Below are 25,670 nucleotides of genomic sequence, written 5' to 3'. Positions count from 1 at the left end.
AAGATGATCGTCTTCTGACGTATAAACATCAGTTTCAATCCCTGATAGGGGTTTAGCTTTATTGCGGCTTGATACTGCTACGCCGATCGCACCCGCTCAGCCTGAGTTTCAATCCCTAATAGGGTTTTAGTTTGATTGCGGCTTGACGCCCTGGGCGATCGCTACTCCAAGCAGTTGTGCGTTTCAATCCCTAATAGGGTTTTAGTTTGATTGCGGCTCTAGAAAAGGAGTGCAAGCGCGTTATCTGCCAGAGTTTCAATCCCTAATAGGGTTTTAGTTTGATTGCGGCTTTCAGATCGGGCATGAAGAACCCATGAGAGCACAAGTTTCAATCCCTAATAGGGTTTTAGTTTGATTGCGGCGGGAATCTGCTGTGGGCAAAACAACAGGGCGAATTGTTTCAATCCCTAATAGGGTTTTAGTTTGATTGCGGCTTGTTCCTCCTGAAGTCCAAGCAGTCGTCACCAACACGTTTCAATCCCTAATAGGGTTTTAGTTTGATTGCGGCTTGGTTTTGTGCCAATGTCGCTTATCGGTAGCCAATTTGTTTCAATCCCTAATAGGGTTTTAGTTTGATTGCGGCACAAAAAGATTGCGGAGAATGCCAGCTACTTAAGTTTCAATCCCTAATAGGGTTTTAGTTTGATTGCGGCACAAGCAATCTGAAATCAATCGGCTCCGGTGTCGCTTGTTTCAATCCCTAATAGGGTTTTAGTTTGATTGCGGCAACCTTATAGAGTATGAGGTTGTGAAGAATTCTGGTTTCAATCCCTAATAGGGTTTTAGTTTGATTGCGGCGGAGTGCGTGTAATTTCTTAGCTAAGCCAGCATTTGTTTCAATCCCTAATAGGGTTTTAGTTTGATTGCGGCGATGCTGTGGAACAACAAAACCCGATTTTTTAAAGTTTCAATCCCTAATAGGGTTTTAGTTTGATTGCGGCCTTTTAAGCATTCTGCTGCTGCTGTAGCTACGTCGTAGTTGTTTCAATCCCTAATAGGGTTTTAGTTTGATTGCGGCGCGGATTTCAATTTTGTCGAAGCTCAGGACTTTGTTTCAATCCCTAATAGGGTTTTAGTTTGATTGCGGCTTTATTGCCTCTAGGTATTATCCTTAAGCATTTGTGTTTCAATCCCTAATAGGGTTTTAGTTTGATTGCGGCCGGGGTAATTACACCAGCCCCGGTCTGTGCCAAGTTTCAATCCCTAATAGGGTTTTAGTTTGATTGCGGCTCGCTTTTATCTCAGCTTGATGCTGATTGGACTTATGTTTCAATCCCTAATAGGGTTTTAGTTTGATTGCGGCTTGGCGGCATGAATCGCGATCGGGCCCCGGTAATTGGTAGTTTCAATCCCTAATAGGGTTTTAGTTTGATTGCGGCCCTTGCAGACCGAAAGGCCTTTTATGGTGGATGAGCTGCAGTTTCAATCCCTAATAGGGTTTTAGTTTGATTGCGGCAAAACAGCTAGCTAAAAACGAGGTGGAACCGGAACCGGGTTTCAATCCCTAATAGGGTTTTAGTTTGATTGCGGCTCTAGAGCCGACTCTGACTGTTCCAGCACTTCACACGGGTTTCAATCCCTAATAGGGTTTTAGTTTGATTGCGGCATTAGCAATTTGATTTAAGATTGATTCACTTGGGTTTCAATCCCTAATAGGGTTTTAGTTTGATTGCGGCTCTTGGGTTTTCAGGAAAACTAGCTTTTTCAACTATATTGTTTCAATCCCTAATAGGGTTTTAGTTTGATTGCGGCCTCATCCTGAATGGTTCCCTTCAGTACCAATCTTCCGTTTCAATCCCTAATAGGGTTTTAGTTTGATTGCGGCTATCTAAATCTTATATATCAGCTAATTTATCGGCTAGTTTCAATCCCTAATAGGGTTTTAGTTTGATTGCGGCTCAGCCTTGAAATACTGACAGCAACTCAGACACTGGTTTCAATCCCTAATAGGGTTTTAGTTTGATTGCGGCATTACTAATCTCGCAACCTGACGGCCCGTGCTTTCAGTTTCAATCCCTAATAGGGTTTTAGTTTGATTGCGGCTCACGGTCGGGTCGTCAAGGCTTTCGGATCTGATGTTTCAATCCCTAATAGGGTTTTAGTTTGATTGCGGCGATCGGTGAATTGTCAGAACTACCACTCTATATTGACGTTTCAATCCCTAATAGGGTTTTAGTTTGATTGCGGCGCGGATTGTTAGAGCTGCCGCCTCCTAATTGTGGAGGATGTTTCAATCCCTAATAGGGTTTTAGTTTGATTGCGGCTGCGTCCACAAATTACGTGGAGGTATTGCCAAGGTTTCAATCCCTAATAGGGTTTTAGTTTGATTGCGGCGTTAGAGCGGTTTTCGATAAGACTAAGTGCCTCGTTTCAATCCCTAATAGGGTTTTAGTTTAATTGCGGCACTGCCCGGGGTGATGGTTGTCGAGTTCACAGTTTCAATCCCTAATAGGGTTTTAGTTTGATTGCGGCGCGACCCGTCAAAGTCGATCGCCATAATGCCACCAGTTTCAATCCCTAATAGGGTTTTAGTTTGATTGCGGCGATCGCGGGTTATGCCGGTAGCAAGTCTGAGATCTCGTTTCAATCCCTAATAGGGTTTTAGTTTGATTGCGGCGTGAGAAAGCTTGGCGCAACGATGCTAGTAAAAGTTTCAATCCCTAATAGGGTTTTAGTTTGATTGCGGCACTCGGCCGCCACGCTAATTTGTGGCGGTAAGCTTCGGCGATCGACTTGGCGTTTCAATCCCTAATAGGGTTTTAGTTTGATTGCGGCTTTTAGAAGAGTTGCGGAAAGGTGAAGTATTAAGCAAAGTTTCAATCCCTAATAGGGTTTTAGTTTGATTGCGGCTTTGTTGTCGTTCGTATCTACAGGTATTGAATCTCTGTTTCAATCCCTAATAGGGTTTTAGTTTGATTGCGGCATTGCAATGTGCTTATTAAATTTGGGAATTAAAGGCGTTTCAATCCCTAATAGGGTTTTAGTTTGATTGCGGCATTACCTACATCCGCTAATTAAATTTTTCTTCTTGTTTCAATCCCTAATAGGGTTTTAGTTTGATTGCGGCGCGGCTTTACTGGTGGCGGTGAAGTCAAGCGAAAAGGCAGTTTCAATCCCTAATAGGGTTTTAGTTTGATTGCGGCCTAGGCGAATCGGCGGCTATGTTCCCCGCCCTAAGTTTCAATCCCTAATAGGGTTTTAGTTTGATTGCGGCATGGGATTTGCACCCGAGATGAATGGGGCAAACCTTGTTTCAATCCCTAATAGGGTTTTAGTTTGATTGCGGCAAGAATGCTATCAACTGTGTCGCAAACTTTATCCGTTTCAATCCCTAATAGGGTTTTAGTTTGATTGCGGCTTGCGATCGCCTATCTCTGCCGCCAACAAAGATGTAGAAAAGTTTCAATCCCTAATAGGGTTTTAGTTTGATTGCGGCACATCCAACAGCCTTTGTATTGTCCCCAGTCTTCAGTTTCAATCCCTAATAGGGTTTTAGTTTGATTGCGGCGAGGTAGAATCGGGTAGCTAAAGTTTACGGCTTTCCAGTTTCAATCCCTAATAGGGTTTTAGTTTGATTGCGGCGCAACTTGAAGATTACTTGACGCGCTTCTGCTTAGTTTCAATCCCTAATAGGGTTTTAGTTTGATTGCGGCTTAACTTCTATGAGAGTGGTTCAAATTATGTCAAGTTTCAATCCCTAATAGGGTTTTAGTTTGATTGCGGCGTCATTGACCAGTGTCAGCGCCAACAATATAGTATGTTTCAATCCCTAATAGGGTTTTAGTTTGATTGCGGCGGAATTGTGCGTCAGCTTGCGGCTGATGGGGCGATCGTTTCAATCCCTAATAGGGTTTTAGTTTGATTGCGGCATTGCTATGAAAAATGTAAAAAAATCTCATATTGAGCTTGTTTCAATCCCTAATAGGGTTTTAGTTTGATTGCGGCTGTGTTGCACCCTCGCTGCACTTTCACTTTAAAGTTTCAATCCCTAATAGGGTTTTAGTTTGATTGCGGCATGAACGTGGAATCTGGCTTGAGCCATTTATTTGCCAGTTTCAATCCCTAATAGGGTTTTAGTTTGATTGCGGCAAAAGTCTTTCAAGCCCTTGTAACTTCCGTATTTTGTTTCAATCCCTAATAGGGTTTTAGTTTGATTGCGGCTGTCACGTAGGTTTTTTATATTTATAATATTCCTACGTGTTTCAATCCCTAATAGGGTTTTAGTTTGATTGCGGCAAAACAATACTACGTCGCGGATGGCACTAGGAAAGTTTCAATCCCTAATAGGGTTTTAGTTTGATTGCGGCCTTAGCTAAGAATGCAATTTGTTCATCGCTAAAATTAGTTTCAATCCCTAATAGGGTTTTAGTTTGATTGCGGCGGCAGCAGCATCAACGCCGGCCGCACAACCGACAAAGTTTCAATCCCTAATAGGGTTTTAGTTTGATTGCGGCGAAGAGGCTGTGGCTGAACTGGTAGATTTGGCGATCGAGTTTCAATCCCTAATAGGGTTTTAGTTTGATTGCGGCTGATACCTTTCCACAAGAAGCCAGCGATTACAGTAGTTTCAATCCCTAATAGGGTTTTAGTTTGATTGCGGCAAATTTCTTCCGAAGTTCCGTCCAAGTAACCTGTTTCAATCCCTAATAGGGTTTTAGTTTGATTGCGGCTTTACTACCGTCTCCGATAGAGGCACTGTTTCCACCACTCGGTTTCAATCCCTAATAGGGTTTTAGTTTGATTGCGGCAGCGATTGGACCCGCTAGCCAAGTCACGACTTCCCCAGTTTCAATCCCTAATAGGGTTTTAGTTTGATTGCGGCGGTCGAGTCCCCTCTCTTTTGTGGGAGGGGGGATTCGTTTCAATCCCTAATAGGGTTTTAGTTTGATTGCGGCGCTTTCGATTCGTCTTTAGTTAAGTATAAGCCTGCCAAGTTTCAATCCCTAATAGGGTTTTAGTTTGATTGCGGCGCTCATAATATGCAAGCTCTTGAGGCAAGTCCAAGAGCGTGTTTCAATCCCTAATAGGGTTTTAGTTTGATTGCGGCGCGGTTGGTGCGGGATTACCATTAAATGAGGCTTTAGTTTCAATCCCTAATAGGGTTTTAGTTTGATTGCGGCAAGGGCGCGCTGCCAGTATCGGCATATTTTGGATCGTTTCAATCCCTAATAGGGTTTTAGTTTGATTGCGGCTCGGCAAACACAAAGACAAATATTTTGGAAAAGACGTTTCAATCCCTAATAGGGTTTTAGTTTGATTGCGGCTAGTGAAAAAAAATCATGACAATAACCATCGGCAGTTTCAATCCCTAATAGGGTTTTAGTTTGATTGCGGCTCCAAAAGCCGAAGGATGCGATATTTTTTCTGCCCTCGGTTTCAATCCCTAATAGGGTTTTAGTTTGATTGCGGCGGTGGAGTCGGGGTTGTAGTAATCGTCCCGGTAAAGTTTCAATCCCTAATAGGGTTTTAGTTTGATTGCGGCTTAGGTGATGGTAACGTAGGAATCAAAATAAAGAGTTTCAATCCCTAATAGGGTTTTAGTTTGATTGCGGCTGTAACCTCTCCGTGTTTCATTGATTCCAATTTGGCGGTTTCAATCCCTAATAGGGTTTTAGTTTGATTGCGGCATTCACGCCTCCCGGTAGTTATAAAGGTTCCCTGTTTCAATCCCTAATAGGGTTTTAGTTTGATTGCGGCATAGTTTGCATTTTTCTTTTCAGCTAACTTGTTGTTTCAATCCCTAATAGGGTTTTAGTTTGATTGCGGCTTTATCCAAGGCTTCAGAAAACTTCATAAATTGTGTTTCAATCCCTAATAGGGTTTTAGTTTGATTGCGGCCGTCAGCGGTTGAGGATGCGTTTGCAGGATTCTTTGTTTCAATCCCTAATAGGGTTTTAGTTTGATTGCGGCGTGCGGGCTTGCCCGAAGGCAGTTGCGAATTAGTTGTTTCAATCCCTAATAGGGTTTTAGTTTGATTGCGGCTCGTTTGTATCATAACTTGATACAAAAATATTTGGTGTTTCAATCCCTAATAGGGTTTTAGTTTGATTGCGGCGCGAGTTTCTTCTGAAATTACATTGGAGGGTATGTTTCAATCCCTAATAGGGTTTTAGTTTGATTGCGGCAAAGCCAGAGAGCGCGTAACAGGATGGACTCGAAAAGGTTTCAATCCCTAATAGGGTTTTAGTTTGATTGCGGCAAAAGATGACGGGTCAAGACCCTATCAGGTACGGTTTCAATCCCTAATAGGGTTTTAGTTTGATTGCGGCCTTCTATAAGGTAGCGGGTTCATCCACCAATCAGGAGGTTTCAATCCCTAATAGGGTTTTAGTTTGATTGCGGCTCTGAAATCACTTTTTTTCAAGAAATCAACAATTTGTTTCAATCCCTAATAGGGTTTTAGTTTGATTGCGGCTTAAAATTATTGTACAGAAGTCTTAATTATGGGTATGTTTCAATCCCTAATAGGGTTTTAGTTTGATTGCGGCTCGGCACCCAGCGCGTACCGTTCTCGCACCAGCTCTTGTTTCAATCCCTAATAGGGTTTTAGTTTGATTGCGGCCTTGGTTCATTAATAAGTCGGAATGTTTATTACACTGTTTCAATCCCTAATAGGGTTTTAGTTTGATTGCGGCTTTTAATAATAATCCTGTTGAGGCTCCTTGTCCCTCTTTGTTTCAATCCCTAATAGGGTTTTAGTTTGATTGCGGCCTGAGTTGCAAAAAGGATGCGAAGCTGTTAGAATTGTTTCAATCCCTAATAGGGTTTTAGTTTGATTGCGGCCCGCGCGCGCATTCCTTGTTTTAATTATATAGAGTTTCAATCCCTAATAGGGTTTTAGTTTGATTGCGGCTGTAGAAGCTAAAACCATGCTCGATCGCCTAATCGGTTTCAATCCCTAATAGGGTTTTAGTTTGATTGCGGCGCGATCGGCAACGAAGAAAAAAGCAGGAGGAAATGTTTCAATCCCTAATAGGGTTTTAGTTTGATTGCGGCGCGGCTGATTTTAGAGGTGGGACAGATTCATATCTCGTTTCAATCCCTAATAGGGTTTTAGTTTGATTGCGGCCTAACCAAGTTGAGCCTATGGGAGAATCGAGCTCGGTTTCAATCCCTAATAGGGTTTTAGTTTGATTGCGGCTCAAGACTGTGTAATAAAATCTGGCATCCTGCCGGGTTTCAATCCCTAATAGGGTTTTAGTTTGATTGCGGCATAAATTAGGATTAACGCCTTCTGTTAACATTAAATGTTTCAATCCCTAATAGGGTTTTAGTTTGATTGCGGCGCACCGCGCCCACACCCGCCCTGATTAATCCACCCGTTTCAATCCCTAATAGGGTTTTAGTTTGATTGCGGCTGCCCACCAACAGCATCAAACCCTAACGGAAAAGTTAGGTTTCAATCCCTAATAGGGTTTTAGTTTGATTGCGGCCCGGCGTTACTCATCTGGGTTAGAGCCGTCCTCCTAAGTTTCAATCCCTAATAGGGTTTTAGTTTGATTGCGGCTTAAAGCCTCTGCAATCTCCTCAAGCTTTGCCGTGCTTGTTTCAATCCCTAATAGGGTTTTAGTTTGATTGCGGCGCGCAAGTAAACACTATCAAGTCAAGTCAGTGAGTTTCAATCCCTAATAGGGTTTTAGTTTGATTGCGGCTGTGTTTTGTTGGTTTGTTGGAGTAGTTGGAATTGTTTCAATCCCTAATAGGGTTTTAGTTTGATTGCGGCTCGGGCGATCGACATCGCCATCCGGGACGCTAAGTTTCAATCCCTAATAGGGTTTTAGTTTGATTGCGGCATTTTTTTCTGATTTGGTTTGCTGCGTCTCTGACTTGTTTCAATCCCTAATAGGGTTTTAGTTTGATTGCGGCTCCAAGAAATTACCGGAGTCGTTGCGTATATGAAGGATCGTTTCAATCCCTAATAGGGTTTTAGTTTGATTGCGGCCCACGAATACAAGCCGTATCGCTATCGCTTTGTCTAGTTTCAATCCCTAATAGGGTTTTAGTTTGATTGCGGCTTGGTCGTACCTGCAATTTCCAGAAGTTCCAATTAAGTTTCAATCCCTAATAGGGTTTTAGTTTGATTGCGGCGTGCGATCGCCAAAATTGCAATTTTACCGGGCCCTGTTTCAATCCCTAATAGGGTTTTAGTTTGATTGCGGCTCGCGGTAGTGACTTCTACACTGGATAAGTTGGTGTTTCAATCCCTAATAGGGTTTTAGTTTGATTGCGGCTCTATCGCGCACGGTATTGATATTCCCAAGTTTGGGTTTCAATCCCTAATAGGGTTTTAGTTTGATTGCGGCAGTTAACAGCGCGGTGGGTTGACCCAAAAATTGAACCGTTTCAATCCCTAATAGGGTTTTAGTTTGATTGCGGCAGAGCTTGGGCGCAAGTATGCGATCGCGTGCATGTTTCAATCCCTAATAGGGTTTTAGTTTGATTGCGGCCGGGCAGCGTCCAACTACTCGTTTTCGGTGGGGTCGTCAGGTTTCAATCCCTAATAGGGTTTTAGTTTGATTGCGGCCGCCGCTGTCTGGGAGGCTTGAAATATAAGGTTTTCAAGGTTCAGTTGCGTCTGAATGAAATCAATATACCATTTCACCGATCGCCCTGTCAAGGGGGCAAAATTCAAATAGACCTCAAACTCTCTCCCAGTAAAGTTTTCAGCATTTGCGTCTGACCCGCATGAGGTACAAACCACCGCAAACCCAGTCCTAGTAAAGCTCTCAGCCATTAAAATTCACCCCCTCCGTTCAACACCTATAGCCAGACGCAAAATCACACCATAAAGATCGTAGTATCCAGCGGTGCCCGGCCGCCAATCCGCTCAATCTTGCCCTGACAGCAAGCGCACAAAAAATGAAACAGAATACTATCCTCATCAGACTTAATCACCCGGCCCAGACGTTGGCGCATCCGGGCATACTGAGTATCCGTCACATCGCAATGAAACACCGAATACTGCTTCCATTCCCCATAAGACTTGAGAATCTTGTGAATCTTAGTGCGACGGTTGTCCTCAGATATATCGTAGCAAACCAGAACAAACATAACTTCATTGTCTCCCTATTTCAAAAACAAAGGTGGATATTTGTCAATTTCACCCATCAAATACTTAGCCATCAGCCGCCCTTGAATTTCAAAAGCTTCTTGATAGGTGCACAGCTTTCCCATAACTGGATGCTTGAACTTTGACTGTTTCTTTTGCTCGTAAAGCCGCAAAAAATTGTGCAACCCTTCTTTTGTCAAAGAAACCGCGCCACTCAAAGGTTCAGCCGTAAAATCACTAGGAGAAATTTTCTGCAAATTGATCGCTGCTAACACCACAGCATCAACTACCAAAGGTCTAAATTCTTCCATCAAGTCCAGCGCTAAAGAAGGACGCCCGTAGCGCTCAAAATGCAAATATCCCAAATACGGATCGAACCCGATAATATTCACCGCACTTTGAACATCGTGTCGCAACAGAGAATATCCCAAACTCAACAGAGAATTTACCGGATCGGTAGGGGGACGGCGGCGGCGAACTTCAAAGCTAAATTCCGGCACCCGAATCAGCCGATTAAAACAGCCAAAATAAGTCGCACTACCCGCCCCCTCTAATCCTCGCAGCGAATTAATATTTGAAGTTTTATCAACGGATGCAATTACTTCTTTCAATTGTGCGATCGGTTTTTCAAAATCTGGTTGAGAATATTTGCGTTGGCACTCTAACAACGTAGTCCGGTAATTCTTGAGCTTTCCCCGTACAAACCCCCTGACCAAATGCACCGCTTGTTCCGATTCACCGGCAGCTTTCCACTGAGCTTTTCGCACAAAAATATTTTTAGTCATTTCCGGTTCCAGCCTCCCTAAATAGCGTCCGTTTGCCGTCAGAAAGCTTAAAGGAATGTGACGTTCCAACAATTCCATAACAACAGCCGGAGAAACCGTAGCGCGTCCCAATACAACAACACCGTCAATTCTAATTAATGGCACGTCAATGAGAGTTTTTTTGTCAGCTTTAACGGTAAGGCGTTCGTCTAATTTGCCGATAAAAGCATCTTCTGGCGTGATGTAAACAGTTCCCATTGTGAATTCTCCTATTTGCAGGTTAACTTGCTTCTTGATAGCGGTTGACTTTGCTAGCAGCTTGGGGCAGGCATTGGGAAGAAAGACTACATCCCGAACACCGAGCGGTGTAAACTGGTAACGGGATATTTCCCGATCGCCAAAGAGCACCGACTTTTTCAATAGTTGCGATCGCCTCTTGTCTCAAACCCTCAGAAATCTCCACCTTTTGCCGCTGATGCGACTGCGCGTAATACACATATCCAGTCGCAATACTTTTCCCCGTCATCTCCTCCAAACAAAGCGCTTGAGCGCAAACCTGCAACTCATCATTATCCCATTCCCCCTTGCGTCCCCGCTTGTACTCAACCGGATACAACTCACCATTCTCCGACTCAATCAAATCCGACTTACCAATCAGCCTGTAGCGTTCCGACTTCAGCCAAATCGCCCGCACCTGCCAAGTCTCATCGCGGTTGATCTCGCCCATAGTGTGAACGCGATCGTGCAAACTCGTCCCTTCTATGGTATACTGGTTATCCGCAAACTCCCCCGCACAGAACATCCGCCAGCAGCGGTGAGGACAGTAAGAGTATTGGTTCAAGGATGCGATCGAAATGTAATCAAAATCGTTCATAATTTTGATGGTTTGTAGGAGATTAATAATTGGAATTAGCAACAGGCAAGATGCCTGTTCCACAAGAGTTTATTGTTATTGTGGGGTGGGCATCTGGCCCGCCCAGGAATTCCGGCATCTGGCCCGCCCAGGAATTCCGGCATCTGGCCCGCCCTCAAAATCCGTTTAACTCTTATTAACAACAATTCGTCGAGTCATTCCCATTCCCATCGGAGTTTTCCTCCCCACCCCGCAGTAAACAGCAAAATCAGCCAAAGCGTTAATTTGCTTAATCACTAAAGGCTCCACATCTCCCAAAATCCGATAACTAACCTCCCCAACCATGCCGACAAAATCGCTTTGATAGTTAGTCAATTTTTCACTTCGGATATTGACAAATGTCGAATAAAGTGCATCGAATGACAGGTCGGGAATTGCGATCGGGCTGTACTTGTTCCACCGACTGAGGAGACTGTTAAAAACGCAGTCTCTAGTAGGAATCACTGAATCAAATTTTCCCTGTCGAAAGGTAGTAGGAGTCGCAAAACTGAAGGCAATTAAGCGATTAGTGTCAGAAGCTCGATCGTACAATTGAGAGTAATCGCAAGCATTAGCCCAAGGCTGATCTACTTGGGGCGTTCCCAAAATCTTAGTAATCATCAAATCCGCCGGGCCCAAATGCCACGGCTTCGAGGGATTGAGATTCAGCCAAAGATTAGTTAATTTGCCGAATAGAGTGTCATCCAGCATACTAATTCGCCACCAACACAGCGTGTGTTCTGGAATCGGTTCTGTGTGTTCCCATTGCAGGAAATGGTGTTTTTTGAAAGGGCATTTTTTAGTTTGCAAAGGGCTGAGGGTGAAGGATTTTTGGGCGGTGGCATCGTGGAGGCGATCGCCGAGTTCTTTGTCAACGGAGCTCACGAGGGTGAGAAAGAGGGCGTGCAGGTGTCTTCCCGTTAGGTATCCGGGGGGAATCGGGGAGAGGGGGAGGAGGTTGAGGATGAGGCTGTGCGGCATAGTTTGCTAGCTCGTTTGTTGCTGTGGAAAGAATAAAATTCACAGGATTTATGCGCCAAGACCAAAGAAACCGGGTTTTTTACCTAATCTGCGGGTAACAACGAAGGATTTTCGTAAAAACCCGGTTTCTTCCCCCCTGCGTAAGTCCTAATTCAGTAAGTTTGTAGTGAAGGCTTCAGTCCTCACTGCGAACCTTTTTGAAATTTAACTAGCCCGAAAGCGATATTCCATACAAGCTGGAATTCTGAGGTTTTCAAACTGGTAATGTTGACCGCGAATTTTGATATTTTGAATCAAACTTACTGGCGGCATATTCACCACGTCGTAGCTGAGGACTTGATGGGAAAACATCACATCTAAGGGATTGAGCAAATAAGGGAAAATAAAGTCGCCATTTTTGCGATTATCGCCATTGCCCATTTCTTCAGTCGTTAACTCAGCTTTGCTCATCCACTTTCCCAGACGAATCCATTTCGCCAGTTTCAGAGACTTTTCTGAGACTATGAAAAACTCAAATTTGCTTTCCGGTGCAATTTCTTTAGTTCTGCCAAAACTGGGGATATTTTTCTGGGTTTTCTCCATCTCAACGTGATAGTTGTTGTTGGCGTATTTCCATGTATTGAGAGTGGATGCGTGAGAGATCGATCGCGCCGGAGTTACATAAATCCCCTGTTGGTTGAGCGCCGTTAAATGCAGCTCGTATTTAGGAATTTGTTCGGGACAAAAATAGCGATAGGAATCTTCTTCAGCCACGGTGGTAGAATAGATGGCGCTATCCACCAAACCGAGGGCGTAACAAAGCGCGTAATTGTGAATTACTGGCTCTGTTTCGTAAAGTCTCCCTATCTCGCGAGTTGCAAAATACAAACTATCGTGCAACTCGATTTGACAGCGGTAAATCCAAGTCATTGTTTTTACTCCGTTGCTGCTGTAGATCCTGCCTTACTTTTAATATGCTTCTTCGCGTAAGCTTTAGCTTCATCATCAGCTTTTTTCAACATCTTTTTGAGTTCATCTTCATTGCCAATAATAGCTTTAACTTCTGTAATTAATGGCGTAAACTTATCCCCAATAAAGTCTTGATGCACGATGAATTCCTCAGACATTAATGTTTCGATAGCAGCGCTAGCAGCGGCAATTACATCATCTTCATTGAGAGGGTTGTTGGAATTAAGTTTATCTTCAACCTGCAATTTGTCGTAAATTGCTTGCGTCCAGCGGAGGTTACTGGTAATTTCGCCGTCGGCAAATACGACACCAATTAACTCATTTCTGACTCTACCTGTGCGGGTGGTTTGAGCGCCATAGTGCCGCGTTCTGAGGATGTTGTTGAAAACATACAAAAAACTAGCTTCCGTAGGGTCTTTTAGGGTGACAATGCTCGGAAAGAAAATCTGGGGTTTGATGTGGTCTTGCTGATTGATGCGACTGGTAACTTCCCCCGGCTTGGTACCTGCTTCGCCCTTAGATGCCATTGTGCCATTCTCAAAGGGAGCGTTGAGGGTAAAAGTCTCGTGAGATTCGTCAAAAGCTGTAATTGAAAATGCTGTGTCAACTACGACTTTTGATTTCTCTGAACCAGAGTCACCGATCGCAAATCCGTAGATAATGCAATCAGGGTTATTCATGGCAAACTTGACATTGTATTCGCAATCTTCAGCGGTCATAAAACCGTAGTTACGCAGCAACTCGCGACCGACTAAACGTTCTGGTGTAGATTGCTTGCGCTTAAACATGGTCAGGCGGCTGATTGGTTTTTGGTCTTGAATTCCTGACCTCACCCGCGCTTTATTCAGTTCTCCATCGGTCTGAAATAGGGGATAAGATTCTGTGACTCGCACAGTCAGAAAATGTACATATTTTCCCATTGGTTTGTAAGGGATGTTAGTGTGGAAAAATTTAGAGTCAACTGTTTTCAAGAAAGGCATGATTTGTGTCCTATGTAAAAATGTTAGTTTTGTTGTTTGCGTGTAGCCGATAGAACAATAACTTCAGCTTTAATCCTCACCTTCTTCCTGAGATACGTCAGGAGATTTGTCATCTCGCGCGCGATTTTCCTTGTCATTCTCTAAACGGTAAAGAAATTCGCAGGTATCTCGGATTAGGTTGATTTGGCGACCAGCTAAACGGGCCCGATCGCCTGCAAACGATTTCTCAAATACCTCCTCAACAAAATAGCGAGCAAACTCTAAAATTGCCTCTCGTTCTTCCTCCCGCTTGCTGAAAATCCAGCGTCCTTCAGCAGTAGAAGAGTGAACGCGATCCATGAGTTTTGAAACTTCAGCAGCAACAGCCAACACTAAAGATTCATTTTGAAAACAGCGATCGGCTTCCAGGATAGTTTTAGAGGTAATATCAATCGGTTTCAGTACAGCATTTGCCTTGGGATTGTATCGCTTATTTGCACGGTAGAATCTGCGATACAAATCCGTGAGTTTTTGGGGGTGGTTTAAGCTTGATGCGGTTGTCACAGTCAATCTATCCTCTTCATGATTATAGTTGGCATAGGAGTCAAAACAAGGGTAAAAATGATAAGCATAAAGCTTAATCTTTTGAATTGATGCCGTTTCATTTTTCTGTTTCCGAACCCACTTATTTAGGTAGCTAAACACATAAAGCGGGCTGGTTTCAAAATCAGTGGCAAGTTCAGTTAATTTTCCCCAGTTGGAGTCATAACCGGACTTCCCTTGTTTTGCATTAACATCAAGATGAATGGCATAAGCAGCAGTTAAAACATTCAAAGGTGCAGGATAAGATTTGCCGTTTTCTTCCCAACCTTCTAGGATATAGTCGAGGCGAAAGCGATCTCGCTTCGTCAAAACCCGAAAAGCTTGGGGTACACTGTCAAGAAATACGCTTTCTTCAAATTCCGCACCGTCGTTAAAAGGCGGAATAGGCGACTCCGAAACCACAGTTTTGACATCCAGAATCATCGGGAAGGCAAAAGCTAACCAAGTTGGCATTACCCATGATTCGGTATCAGTTGCATCTCTACCGGGGGGAAGCGCCATGAAGTAAAATGTTAGGGGTTGGTCTTCGGGATAGGAAAGTTTGAAGGTGCGGTCTTTTCCTGGTTCGATGTTTTCATCTATGAGGAAACTATCGATGCTTTGATAGCGTTCGCGTCCAAAATCGGCTTGCAAATCCTTGCTGATAAAATGATTGCGAATGCTGGTATCAAAGCGGGTTTGAAAAATGCTAGTGTAGGCTTTTTGCAGAAATTTATTTGTCTCTGGGGTGAAGTAATATGTGGGATAAAAATAGAGATAGCGATATTTGCCATCTTCAAATTTTTTGCCCACAGCTTGAGTTTGATTCATTAAAATTTGTCTCAGCATCATTTCTAAACCTGCAATACTAGAAATATTACGTTTGGCGTTAGAACCTCCCAACATTTGTTTGTTAGTGTAAACTTGAGGGGTGAACAAAACGGCTGATTCCATTTGTTCTGTCACCGTGTAAGCTGAATGGGAAATCGAACAGATTAACTGTCTTCCTCTACCCTGTTTTTTAGCGAGTTGGTAGCGTTCCAATTCATCTAAAAATACGTTACTGGATGCTGTGTCCAATGGTGTATTTCCGGGTAACATGACAACCCGCGTTACCCACAGTCGCAAATCGTCCCAACCGTCGGGCAATTTGTACTGTGAAAGAATGGGTTTAATCATTTGGGAAATGTGGGCGATCGCCTGTTCGCAAAGTTGCCGCACATCCTCAATTCCTGGGTGATGTTCTAGGTACTTTGCTGCTAAATAGTACCATTCGTAAGGAACGCCGCCTGTATTACCTTTTAGTTTAAGTTCTTTCAGGCGTTCATTAATTCGTTGAATTTCTCTCAGGGCTGGCAGATAGTCGGACAGGTTCCAAAACTTAGCAATTTCATCGATAATATCTAGATGAGGTAATGCGGGTAGTTTTTTGTCTTTCTTGCGTGCAGCTTCGATGGTATTAACCTGTTCTCCCCAAATCTTACGGCTCACTAAGTCGCCAAGTTCAGCAATTTGGTCAATCCTCAGATCGTCGTCAAAATTGAAGTTGTAATCGACCGACAAAACATCCTGCTTTTGAAATTTTATCAGATTATCGCTGCGACTTTTGGCAACAGAGTTTTTCCCGATTTTAAGAATGCGTAAAGTAGCCTTAATTGCAACTAACATCAACTCGAATGTATCAAAAAATAGGTTATAATACTCCGCATATTTCATGCCTTTACCATCTCTGCCAAAACCAGTTTGTCGCCGTTGCAATTGTCCGGCGCAGAGTTGTTTAATCTTGCTAACTACTCGTTCTGGTAAGTCTGCAATTGAAATAGCAGGAGCATCCGAGCGTGCTAGGTAAATTACACCTGTTGGTAGGTAAAGTAATGGTTCGTAGTAGGTGCGATCGTCGGTGTTCAGCGCCGTATGCACTTCCATTAAAGCGTTATTGACGACGTTGGTAAGTACGCCTCTGTTTTCAGCGATGCTGTGATAAGTGAATTTTAATTGCCCGCCGCTGAGGCTGTGGATTAACTCGTTTAGTCTGGTATTTTCGGCATCTTGGGGATGTTTGATAATAGATGCTAGGGAATCTGCTAAACAGGTTAAGTCTGAGAGACTGCGGAGTGTGCGATCGCGCAACACTGGATTTAACCCAAATTCGGAAAAATTCCAGTTAGTATCCCAACGTCGCTGAGCGTTGTAAGCAAGGCAGAGCAAATCGTCAATGTATTCTCGATAAGCATCTGGATCGTCGGGATTGATGAAACTATCTATTCCTAACTGTCGCACTTTTTCATCAATAATTTGACGGTGCTGTTCTAGCGGTAACTTGCGACAATCGTTGGGGACATCGGGAAATTTTTCAAAGTCGTGGAGAATAAATCCAGCAATTACTAATCGCCTTTCTTTTTCTCCCACCGATCGCCGCACGGTGGTGTCGAGTTTTTCTAACCGCTGTTCAATTAAATTAGCAGGAAATAATCCATTTAGCAGGTGAGTATTTAGGGACTGATCGCCTGCATTGTCTCGTCTAACGTTCTCTTTGCCTTTTTGCCGATCGAGTTCGTCGAAAAATTTGCCACCTTTGGCTGTCACACCAATGGCCACTCGCAGCAGATTTGGCAGTACGTACTCGGCCAAATCTGCCATGACGCGATCGCCTGGATTTTGACTCTGAATAGCTTCTCGCAAGAGTTTGAGGGTTAGTAAGTCGCGAGTTTGAGGTTCGATCGTGCGATCGGACGTTTCAAAGTTTGAACCTAATTCCTCATCTTGCAGCCAGTCATCATCTGCATCATCTGCATTATCTGCATCATCTGCATTATGCGATCGCTCTGAGTTCAAATTCACTTGGATATCGAATAATGAGAGTTGTATGTGCTCTTCGTCTGGTTTTTGACGTTTTTTAGCCATTTTGCGCCTTTAGGGAGTCTATGTTGGTACCGAAAACACATTATTCATTGCAAATAGCATTTCCATCTTGAGAAAAAGGATTTACTAGACACTCCAATTCAGAAATTTTGTCTGCTCGATCGCGGTTAATACTTGTGAGATAAACATTTTCAGCCTCAAGAGACTGAATCTTAGCCTGTTGATTGTAGATAATTATTAAGAATTGTTGACATTTTCCTAAGATTGAGGTATACAGCCGGAATTGTTTCAGGTCTTCTGTTAGACCACAAATCAAATGGTGTAGTTGGTCAGCGTCAAGATTCTGCTGGGACATGGGCAGTTCTCCTCGTGGATTACAACACCTCTCATTATACATTCGCTAATTGAGTATGCCATAACAACAAAAGCTTTTTTTATGACGTACTCGCTCTCTTCTGCTAAACTCACAGTAGGAAAGCAAAGCTTCTTGGCACTGCTCAAGTAAGTATAAATACCTATCAGGGATTGAAACATGGCCTACTCTATTGAGGTTGTTGGATGCTTTCCCAGCATTGACTTCTGTACAATGCAAAACCCCTATTAGGGCTTGACCTTCTACGCAATCCATATTTCATCCCCCTTGCTCTTGAGCCAGTGGGCCAGCGTGTCCACCAACAGCGCCGACTGTCCAAACGCTATAGAGTAAGGTGCAGTCGTATCGTGGAAACTGTACCGATCGCAAATCGGATAAATCTGAAAGTGTACCGGCAATTGCAGGCGCGATCGCACTTCAGCCACCGGATAGCGCAGCACATAACAAACCAATGCTTGCTTCTTCAAACGCTTATTGATTTCCCCGATCCAATAATTCTCAGGTTGCAAAACCTCAATACCCGTTAAAACCTGAACCTTCCAAGCAGCAGCATTTTCCTCTAAATTTCCCGAATAAGTAAATTTCCAATTCAGTCTTTCCTCCCGATAACTATGCAACTTCAAAAAAGCAAGACAATGTTTAAATCGACCTTTGGCAATTGGTTGCCCAAGACGTTCCGATGTCTCGTTCAACATTCGCATAAATGCAGATTCCGTCATCGGTTCGATTTCCAAGTTGCTCAAAATTCCTGGTAAATCGTAAGTTTTAAATTTGTCTGCCTCATGGGAATCGGTTAAATCGCAAATGCCGCATTGCAGGGGACTAGAACCTCGAAAACTGCTAGCATCTTCAACTATTGGATTTCCTGTCTTATTACCCGATCGCTCTTGCCACTCTTTGCCCCACAGTTTAATATTACCGGCCACTTTCCCCAAGCTAGTTTTAAATACTTTTTGAGCAGCTTCCTGAAAAGCCTTCTGACTTGCTGCGTACTGCTGTTTAATTGTCCTGTGCCCTAATTCCCAACAAATTTGAACTGACTGCACCGCACCCCACCGCGAATAATATCCCTCAAAATTGTTGATTTGGCGGTAGTTTTCGCGAATTTGTTGATAGAAAAAAGGACGGTCATAAATCCCGTTCACTTCTAAAAGGGGCTCGTCACCCGCAAACAAGCGTTCTACTAAGAAATTAGGGATGAGTGCTATGGCTGTAAAATTTTTAAACTGAATAAACTCTCCATTGCGATCGCAGCCATCGTGTCGCCCCAACCTTCCCAATCTTTGGATGAAGTTGCCGGCATCGGCGGATTCAAAAATTAGCAAATTGATTTTGAAGTCTACCCCGACATCAATTGTGCTAGTACCGAGAACTAAGTCTGACGAGAGCGATCGCTCTTTTTCCATCTTTCCCGACAACCCAGTATTTTCGCCCACAACTAAACCGTGAGGCTCGAACAATTCCCGGAAAAATGGTGTCAGCCGCTTGACGGCAGCAATGGAATTCAGGATAATAGCTCCTTTACTCCCCGGATAGTTTTTAAAGTGAGCCAGGATGAGATGTGCGCTGTCTTTCAGCCAATTTTCACAAGCTTTTGAAGTGGGTTCTAGGGAAATAAAAGTCAGCGTACTTTCCCTCAATATCTGCCGCCAGGAGTCTGCTTTCAACTGTTCGATTTCAGCATGGCGATCGGGAAACCGATATTTGCCTGCTTTTAAAGGGTCGATAGTTTGACAGCGAAAACCTGCTGTTTCTAGTCTCTTAATTAATTGCTCGTCAGGAGTTGCTGACAGAAATACAAACTTTTTCCGGCGGTTTGTATTGCGAATTAATAACATGGTATTGAAGACGCTGGAAATCTGGGGAGCCGCAAAAACATGAAATTCATCAAAAATGGATAGGTCAAAATCTTTGTCGATGCGACCCCACAGTTTATCGGGGCTATCTTCAGAGCTTAAATACGCTCCTCGGTGCAGATGGTGCAAGATATCAGGGTTCGTTAATAAAATCTCTGATTGACCTGTCCGGGATGCGATCGCGGCTGCTTTTCTCAATCCTTCATTTTCTGCATAGATTTCTAATTCCGAGCCACTGAGTCGCACCACGCGAGGTTGATGTTTGGGCTGGAATTGTTCGATATAGTGCTTAAATTGAGTCTCCTGATCTCGCGCCAGTTCATTTGTAGGATACAGCCAGATTGCACAACAAAATATCTGCAATGTTTCTAAAGCAGCGGCTAAACTTTTACCGTCGCCAGTCATCGCGGTATTAATAATGACATCAATATTTGGATCGCGAATTGCCTTTAAAGTTTCGAGTTGATGCCAAGAAAGTGTCCAACCTTCCGGTAATTTGACTCCCTGGGGAATCTCCGCAGCGGGACAGGAATAAACGGATTTGAGGGTAATTTGGTAGTCGGACATATGCTGAAACTGTGTCCGTAGAAAGTGGATATTCCCCATATTGACACCGACAATAGAGATAATCAACCCTGTACCAAGATAAAGTGTCCGTACATTTATGAGTCGCAAAGGTCAATCGATCACCCTATCGGTTTCTGAACGAGATAAAACTGAGTTGGAAGCCTTGGCCCAAGAATTCGGGAAGACGTGGGGCGATCGCCCGAACATTTCCAAACTGATAGAAGCGATCGCCCGCCGCCAACTGACGATCGCCCCCAACCATGACTGGTCGCAAACCCGCATCCAAGCCCTAGACATCGCCCGACAGCAATTGCTTGACTTGGGCCAAATTGATGAAGCGCTGGCAATTGCCGAATTGTTGAGCGATCGCAGCGAACTCACTCTCCCTTTCCGGGCTGAAATCGATCAATTTTTGAGCAACCCCTTACCTGTTTGGCGGCAAAAAATCGACCATTTTATTCACAGACAGCAACCTTTTCGCCTGTCTTACCGGGATGCAAGCGATCGCCTTTGGCATTACACGATCTTGCACGCTCGGATTGTCCCCATTGAAAAGCGACAATATTTAATGTGTCGCTGCGAAGAATCTGAGGGAAATCAAGACGTACCCGGACTCGAACACAACTGGACGCTACTCCTGCATCGCATTGAAGATGCTGCGGTGATTTCGGTCGATCGACCTTGGCTGCCAGATTTAGCCAGGATTCCCGTAGAATTTCATCTATCCGGCAGACTTGCCTTTAATTACAGACGCAAGCAGGAAGATGAGGAAGTCGGCGAAGCAGAAGGCGATCCGCCTATCAGGCGAGTGATTCGGAATATCTCAAATACTTTCTGGTTTTTTCGCGAAATCTCTCCTTATTGGGAAGATTGCGCGATCGTCTCTCCAGACAGTGTGCGCGATCGCTTTCAACAAAAACTGGTCGCCCTCTGCCGCCAGTACGACATCAAAATCGGCGATTAGAGGACTAGGAAGTACCGAAAAACACACAGGGACTTAAGAAACCGGGTTTTTTCCCAAAAACCCGGTTTCTGATAACCCGCCCACCAATCCAAAAAAAAGCAGCCCGTTACAGGCTGCACATCGAAAAAACCGTTGTTTTGTTAGAGGAGAAAACTTTAAATCGAATTCAAGTCGCCGTTATATCAAGTCTCAGGGACTCCGGCGGGCGATCGGCTGCCAACCAATTTCGCCATCTTTATCTACTGCTGACTCACCTTACATTGCTGCTGAAAGTTCATTCACCATTCTTACCCTGCCTCTGAGCACTGCCCGCAGCAGGCGGTTGACACAGCCTCTATCTTCGTCATTGAGGGACTCGTCCAAAGTAGCGGCCATCAAACCGTAGCGATCGGCTAAAGTTAAAACGCCCGTGTCGCTGACAGAAGCGATGATTTCAGAGATAGCGCCGGGGAGGAGTTGTAAGCAGTTCATGGCAGTGCGGTTGAATTCGATATATTAATCATGCTCTGGTTTCCTCAAAAGATCAGTGATATTAATGAGGTTCCGAAGGTGATTATTTGGGGTGTACGTAAGTGATCCGAGTTTAGTCAATGTGTGACGCAAATCACAGCGCCAAAGGTGGCAGGGGCAATTCCATAGCAGGCTAACCTTTGGTAGGACGCGGGATCGATGGCGTTTCGCTAAAATGATTTAATCTGTCAATCAGTTTAATTTTTACCCCAGTACCGAAAATGCTTGATTTTCTCAATCCCATTTTGGGCCGATCGCCCGATCGCATCAAAGCCAATGTAGAAATTTACACTTGGCAAACCTGTCCCTACTGCATCCGGGCAAAAACTTTGCTGTGGTGGAAAGGCGTAAATTACACCGAATACAAAATAGACGGCGACGAAGCAGCCAGAAATGCAATGGCCCAACGCGCTAACGGAAAGCGCAGCGTGCCCCAAATCTTTATTAACAACCAACACGTCGGCGGCTGCGATGACATTCACAAACTTGATAGAGATGGAGAATTAGATCCGCTGCTAGCTCAACCAGCAGTTTAAATAGTGTTCATAATAGGTTCGTAGTGAGAACTTTAGTCCTTAAATGCTTAAATAAAGGACTAAAGTCCTCACTACGAACCTTTGGCAAATTGACCGAGATTGTCTTGTCGCCATTTAGCATCTTTACGCCTGTTTGTGAGCAATTCTAAGACCCGAATCCCGTTATTTGGCAGCGCCAACAATTTTTGTTTTAACAGCTCCCAGTCGTCGATTATCTCGTGTTCCACGCCGTAAGTTGCACACAAACGAGCAAAGTTGATATCCTGCGGCGTGGCAAAAAACTCTTCAAAGGGCGGGTCAAATTTGGCAACTGGCAACATTTCAAAAATTCCGCCACCGTTGTTATTAATTAAAACAATTGTCAGATGACCGACAAATTTATTTTGAATTAAAAAACCGTTTGTATCGTGCAAAAAAGCTAAATCGCCTGTTAGCAATATACTGCTTTGATTGCGGTGGGCTACTCCTAAAGCTGTTGACAGTGTGCCGTCGATGCCGTTAGCACCGCGATTGACAAAAGGTTTTATTTCTAAGTTGTTCGGCTTCCAGAAAAATTCGACATCTCGCACCGGCATACTGTTAGCAATAAATATCGGTGTTGCTGGAGGCAAAATTTGGGAAAGCAGCCAGGAAACTTTGGGTTCGATTATGTTGTTAATTTCTGATATTTTTTGGTCTATTGTTTGTCTGACTTGGATTTCGGCGTTGCGCCAAAGTTGGAGGTATTCGTTTGATGGCGAGGTTTGAACCCCCCCTAACCCCCCCTTGGTAAGGGGGGGGACTGGAGTTAATTTAGTTGCGAGATTAGTTGCTAGGTTTTCTACGGAGGTTCGCAGGTGAATTGTTTGGCCGTGTAGGGGATCGAAGTTGTGGTGGGCTGGGTCGATTATGTAGCGTTTGGGTTGGGTTTTGTCTAGCCAGTTTCGCAGTTCTTTACTTGTGGGTAAGTCTCCGATTTGAAGGGCGATTTCTGGTCTTAATTTTTCTGCTAGTTCGCGGTTTCGTAGGATTATATCGTAGGTGGAAATTAGATGGGGGTTGAGTTGGGCGCGGTTTCTTAAGGGCGATAATCCTTCTGCTAAAACTGGCCAGTTTAATAGTTGGGAAATTCGGGCGATCGCACTACAATACTTTTCTGCATCTTGAGGCTGGGCTACCCCTGCAATAATTATCCCTTTCTCAGATTCCTGCCATTGTCTGAATGCACTTCTTTCTCCCCCCCTTAGCAAGGGGGGGCTGGGGGGGGTAGAAGTTTCTGCTACAACAATCGGTTCTAATCCTGCAAAGAAATCTTCTGAATTAAATTCGGTTTCTAAAGCTTCTACCGCCGGATCTGGAACGGGTACCAGCGGATCGCGCAGGGGGATGTTGAGGTGGACGGGGCCGGGAGTTGGAAATTGCGATCGCTCCCAAGCATACATTACCGTCTGGCGCAGATAGTCTAGCATTCCTCTGGACGCAGAAGGTATTGCTAATTCGGCTTGCCAGTTGGGATAATTGCCGTATATTTTTACTTGGTCGATCGCTTGTCCGGCGTGACAGTCCCGCAATTCTGGAGGTCGATCGGCGGTGAATATTAACAGCGGAATGCGACTTTCTCTGGCTTCTATTATCGCAGGATAAAAGTTTGCAGCGGCGGTTCCTGATGTGCAAATTAGTGCGGTTGGAAAATATGATTTTTTGGCAATTCCTAATGCAAAAAAACTGGCTGAACGTTCGTCAAGTATGGGAATAGTTTCTATTTTTTTGTTTTGAGCAAAGGCTATTGTTAGCGGTGCCGATCGCGAACCGGGACAAATCACGGCTGTAGTTAAGCCCAGTCGCTGCAATGTTTCTGCTAATACGGAAGCCCAGACGGTATTTGTGTTGCGAAAATCTATTGGCATTGCTAAATCTGAGTAGCTCAACTCTGTATTGTGCTACGATATTATACCCAAATAATTGTCAGGATACATTTTTATGATTCTTGAGGCAGTTGTGCTTAATGTCAAATCTGGCTGTGAGGGGGATTTTGAGATAGCTTTTAGAGAAGCCTCCAGTCTGATATCGTCTATAGATGGATATTTATCTCACGAACTTCATCGCTGCACAGAAGTTCAAGGAAAATATCTATTATTGGTGAGATGGGAAAATTTAGAATCTCATACAATTAGATTTAGGAATTCCGCTGAATATCAAGAGTGGAAAAGAATGCTTCACCATTTTTACGATCCTTTTCCCATAGTAGAACATTTTGAGGAGGTAAAAATTAAACATTAACACAGACTCAATCAATTAGCGAGACAACTCTACATTCTGCAAATTAGTTGAATTAAACTAAAGCATTTAAAAGTGCCTGCAATTTGAGCTGAATTTCTGCTAGTTCTTTTTCGGGTTCGGAACCCGCCACAATACCAGCACCAGCATAAAGTATAGCCCGATCGCCATCGATTAATGCCGATCTAATTCCCACGGCAAATTCGCCGTTGCCGGTGCGATCTATCCAGCCGAGGGGTGCTGCATACAGAGAGCGATCGCAGCTTTCGCAGCCGCGAATTTGCTGTAGGGCAATATCTCTCGGTACGCCCGCCACCGCTGGCGTTGGATGCAGTTGAGATAAAATATTTAATAAATGAATATCACGGGGAATTCTAGCCCTTATGGGTGTCCACAAATGCTGAATGTTTGACAGTTGCAGCAGCCTGGGAACCGGGGAAAAGTCGGGATTGATACCGAGACTCGACAGGCGATCGACAATAAAATCAATCACAACTTGATGTTCTCGAAGATCCTTTTCGCTGTTGAGCAAACCTTTGCCTAAATTCGCATCTTCTACTTCAGTTTTCCCCCTCGGTGCGGAACCTGCTAAAGCATCTGTTACTAACTGATTGTTGTGAATGCAGATTAAGCGTTCTGGACTGGCTCCGATAAAATTTTGACCTTTGCCGTTACTGGTCGAAAAGACGTAGCAGCCTGGATAAGTGAGGCGCAAGTTATTTAAGGAATCTATTAAACTAAAAGGGGTTTGGGAAATGACATTTATTGCTTGAGACAAAACAATTTTACTGAAATATTGAGACTCAATCAATTTTAAAGCAGACTTGACTGATGTTTTAAATTGAGCGGAATCATTCACCGGTATTTGTTTTAAAGATATCGAACTGTTGCTATTTGTCGTAATTTTTGGGTATTTTTGAGACTCAAATTTATCAAAGCTTTGCCAAATATTTTCGGTAAGAATTTTAACATTTATATCTTTGTTTATGATGGCATTAGCGACAATCGTACAGCTATCTTTCAGGCGAGTAATCTGCCATTTTGGTAAAAATACGGTGCCAGGGGGAAAGTAAGAATTGGTGGCGACATTCTCATCGAAAAAAGCAAAGCTACAAAAAAAGTGCGGCCCGCTGAAGGGCAAGCGTTCTGTACCGATGGTAATTGTTCGGGCCAGACAAGATTGAATAAAATTTTGAGCGAGGGTAAATCGATCGCTTCCGGCTACTGTTAGATGGATAGTCGAATCTAGGGCGGCGATGGCAAAACTATTGCCTGAAATCGGGTCTCTTTTTTCAAAGTAAAAGTGCCGCTGGCAAGGTTCGGAAATCTCTTGAAGTACAACTAGCGGATCGACTGGGGCAATCTCCTGAGAAATACTAACTATCTTTGTTTGATCTTTTTCGGTTAAAGACTGCTGGCAATCTAACAGAAACTGATGCAGTTGATTGCGGTCTTGTAAAAGATTAGCGCGGTGCGGTATTACTGTCATGAAAGCGAGAATAGCAGATTTGTCAGAAAGAGTGCGGTTTTGTCCCGCTAGAACCCCTATTTCGATCTAAGCACGGGAGGGC

The 25,670-nt window shown here is 43.9% G+C and carries 15 protein-coding genes and 1 CRISPR repeat array (1 of these 16 cut by a window edge); of the genes, 3 read left to right on the top strand and 12 right to left on the bottom strand.

Annotated elements, in window-relative coordinates; all coding sequences use genetic code 11:
• Window positions 1-8,524: direct repeats of the CRISPR family, unit length 37 nt; unit sequence GTTTCAATCCCTAATAGGGTTTTAGTTTGATTGCGGC (it extends 41 nt beyond the left edge of the window).
• Between the two features lie 254 nt (window positions 8,525-8,778).
• The 9 genes from cas2 to cas3 all read right to left on the bottom strand — a co-directional run bounded on the left by cas2 (window position 8,779) and on the right by cas3 (window position 19,833).
• Window positions 8,779-9,051, bottom strand: a complete 273-nt coding sequence (cas2, locus tag QUA44_RS09670) for a CRISPR-associated endonuclease Cas2 (RefSeq protein WP_265239885.1) — start codon at window positions 9,049-9,051, stop codon at window positions 8,779-8,781.
• A gap of 15 nt (window positions 9,052-9,066) precedes the next feature.
• Window positions 9,067-10,071, bottom strand: a complete 1,005-nt coding sequence (cas1d, locus tag QUA44_RS09665; RefSeq protein ID WP_333249908.1) for a type I-D CRISPR-associated endonuclease Cas1d — start codon at window positions 10,069-10,071, stop codon at window positions 9,067-9,069.
• 22 nt (window positions 10,072-10,093) lie between these two features.
• On the bottom strand, window positions 10,094-10,687 hold the full coding sequence (gene cas4 / locus QUA44_RS09660) for a CRISPR-associated protein Cas4 (RefSeq protein WP_333249910.1): 594 nt from the start codon (window positions 10,685-10,687) through the stop codon (window positions 10,094-10,096).
• 165 nt (window positions 10,688-10,852) lie between these two features.
• Window positions 10,853-11,686 (bottom strand): CRISPR-associated endoribonuclease Cas6, encoded by an 834-nt coding sequence (cas6, locus tag QUA44_RS09655; protein WP_333249912.1) that lies wholly within the window; start codon window positions 11,684-11,686, stop codon window positions 10,853-10,855.
• Window positions 11,687-11,890: 204 nt separating this feature from the next.
• Entirely contained in the window at window positions 11,891-12,595 is a 705-nt protein-coding gene (gene cas5d, locus QUA44_RS09650) for a type I-D CRISPR-associated protein Cas5/Csc1 (RefSeq protein WP_333249914.1), read from the bottom strand.
• Window positions 12,596-12,600: 5 nt separating this feature from the next.
• Window positions 12,601-13,614 carry a type I-D CRISPR-associated protein Cas7/Csc2 gene (gene cas7d, locus QUA44_RS09645; RefSeq protein WP_333249915.1) on the bottom strand — a complete coding sequence of 338 codons (1,014 nt, stop codon included), beginning with the start codon at window positions 13,612-13,614 and terminating at the stop codon, window positions 12,601-12,603.
• Between the two features lie 69 nt (window positions 13,615-13,683).
• Window positions 13,684-17,079 carry a type I-D CRISPR-associated protein Cas10d/Csc3 gene (gene cas10d / locus QUA44_RS09640; RefSeq protein ID WP_333249917.1) on the bottom strand — a complete coding sequence of 1,132 codons (3,396 nt, stop codon included), beginning with the start codon at window positions 17,077-17,079 and terminating at the stop codon, window positions 13,684-13,686.
• A 40-nt stretch (window positions 17,080-17,119) separates the two neighbouring features.
• Complete coding sequence (locus QUA44_RS09635; protein WP_332969108.1) at window positions 17,120-17,392, bottom strand: hypothetical protein; 273 nt, start codon at window positions 17,390-17,392, stop codon at window positions 17,120-17,122.
• 260 nt (window positions 17,393-17,652) lie between these two features.
• Window positions 17,653-19,833 (bottom strand): type I-D CRISPR-associated helicase Cas3', encoded by a 2,181-nt coding sequence (cas3, locus tag QUA44_RS09630; protein WP_333249919.1) that lies wholly within the window; start codon window positions 19,831-19,833, stop codon window positions 17,653-17,655.
• Window positions 19,834-19,930: 97 nt separating this feature from the next.
• Between cas3 and QUA44_RS09625 the strand changes: the two genes are divergently transcribed.
• Window positions 19,931-20,797 (top strand): WYL domain-containing protein, encoded by an 867-nt coding sequence (locus QUA44_RS09625; RefSeq protein WP_333249921.1) that lies wholly within the window; start codon window positions 19,931-19,933, stop codon window positions 20,795-20,797.
• A 255-nt stretch (window positions 20,798-21,052) separates the two neighbouring features.
• On the opposite strand, the gene QUA44_RS09620 is transcribed toward QUA44_RS09625, so the two are convergent.
• Window positions 21,053-21,268: a hypothetical protein gene (locus QUA44_RS09620; RefSeq protein ID WP_194012571.1), complete on the bottom strand. Its 216-nt coding sequence runs from the start codon at window positions 21,266-21,268 to the stop codon at window positions 21,053-21,055.
• 260 nt (window positions 21,269-21,528) lie between these two features.
• On the opposite strand from QUA44_RS09620, the gene grxC reads away from it, so the two are divergent.
• On the top strand, window positions 21,529-21,843 hold the full coding sequence (grxC, locus tag QUA44_RS09615; protein ID WP_333249923.1) for a glutaredoxin 3: 315 nt from the start codon (window positions 21,529-21,531) through the stop codon (window positions 21,841-21,843).
• A 71-nt stretch (window positions 21,844-21,914) separates the two neighbouring features.
• Here the strand turns inward: grxC and menD are convergent, their stop codons facing one another.
• The gene (gene menD, locus QUA44_RS09610; protein ID WP_333249924.1) at window positions 21,915-23,729 is read right to left on the bottom strand and encodes a 2-succinyl-5-enolpyruvyl-6-hydroxy-3-cyclohexene-1-carboxylic-acid synthase; all 1,815 of its coding nucleotides are present in this window, start codon (window positions 23,727-23,729) and stop codon (window positions 21,915-21,917) included.
• A 73-nt stretch (window positions 23,730-23,802) separates the two neighbouring features.
• On the opposite strand from menD, the gene QUA44_RS09605 reads away from it, so the two are divergent.
• On the top strand, window positions 23,803-24,102 hold the full coding sequence (locus QUA44_RS09605; RefSeq protein ID WP_333249926.1) for an antibiotic biosynthesis monooxygenase: 300 nt from the start codon (window positions 23,803-23,805) through the stop codon (window positions 24,100-24,102).
• 52 nt (window positions 24,103-24,154) lie between these two features.
• Here QUA44_RS09605 and QUA44_RS09600 read toward each other — a convergent pair whose 3' ends face one another.
• Window positions 24,155-25,588, bottom strand: coding sequence for an isochorismate synthase (locus QUA44_RS09600; RefSeq protein WP_333249928.1), 1,434 nt, complete (start codon window positions 25,586-25,588; stop codon window positions 24,155-24,157).
• Window positions 25,589-25,670 lie beyond the last annotated feature (82 nt).

It is taken from the genome of Microcoleus sp. N9_A2, assembly GCF_036701775.1.
GTDB lineage: Bacteria > Cyanobacteriota > Cyanobacteriia > Cyanobacteriales > Microcoleaceae > Microcoleus.
This window is presented reverse-complemented; position numbering and strand designations above follow the sequence as displayed.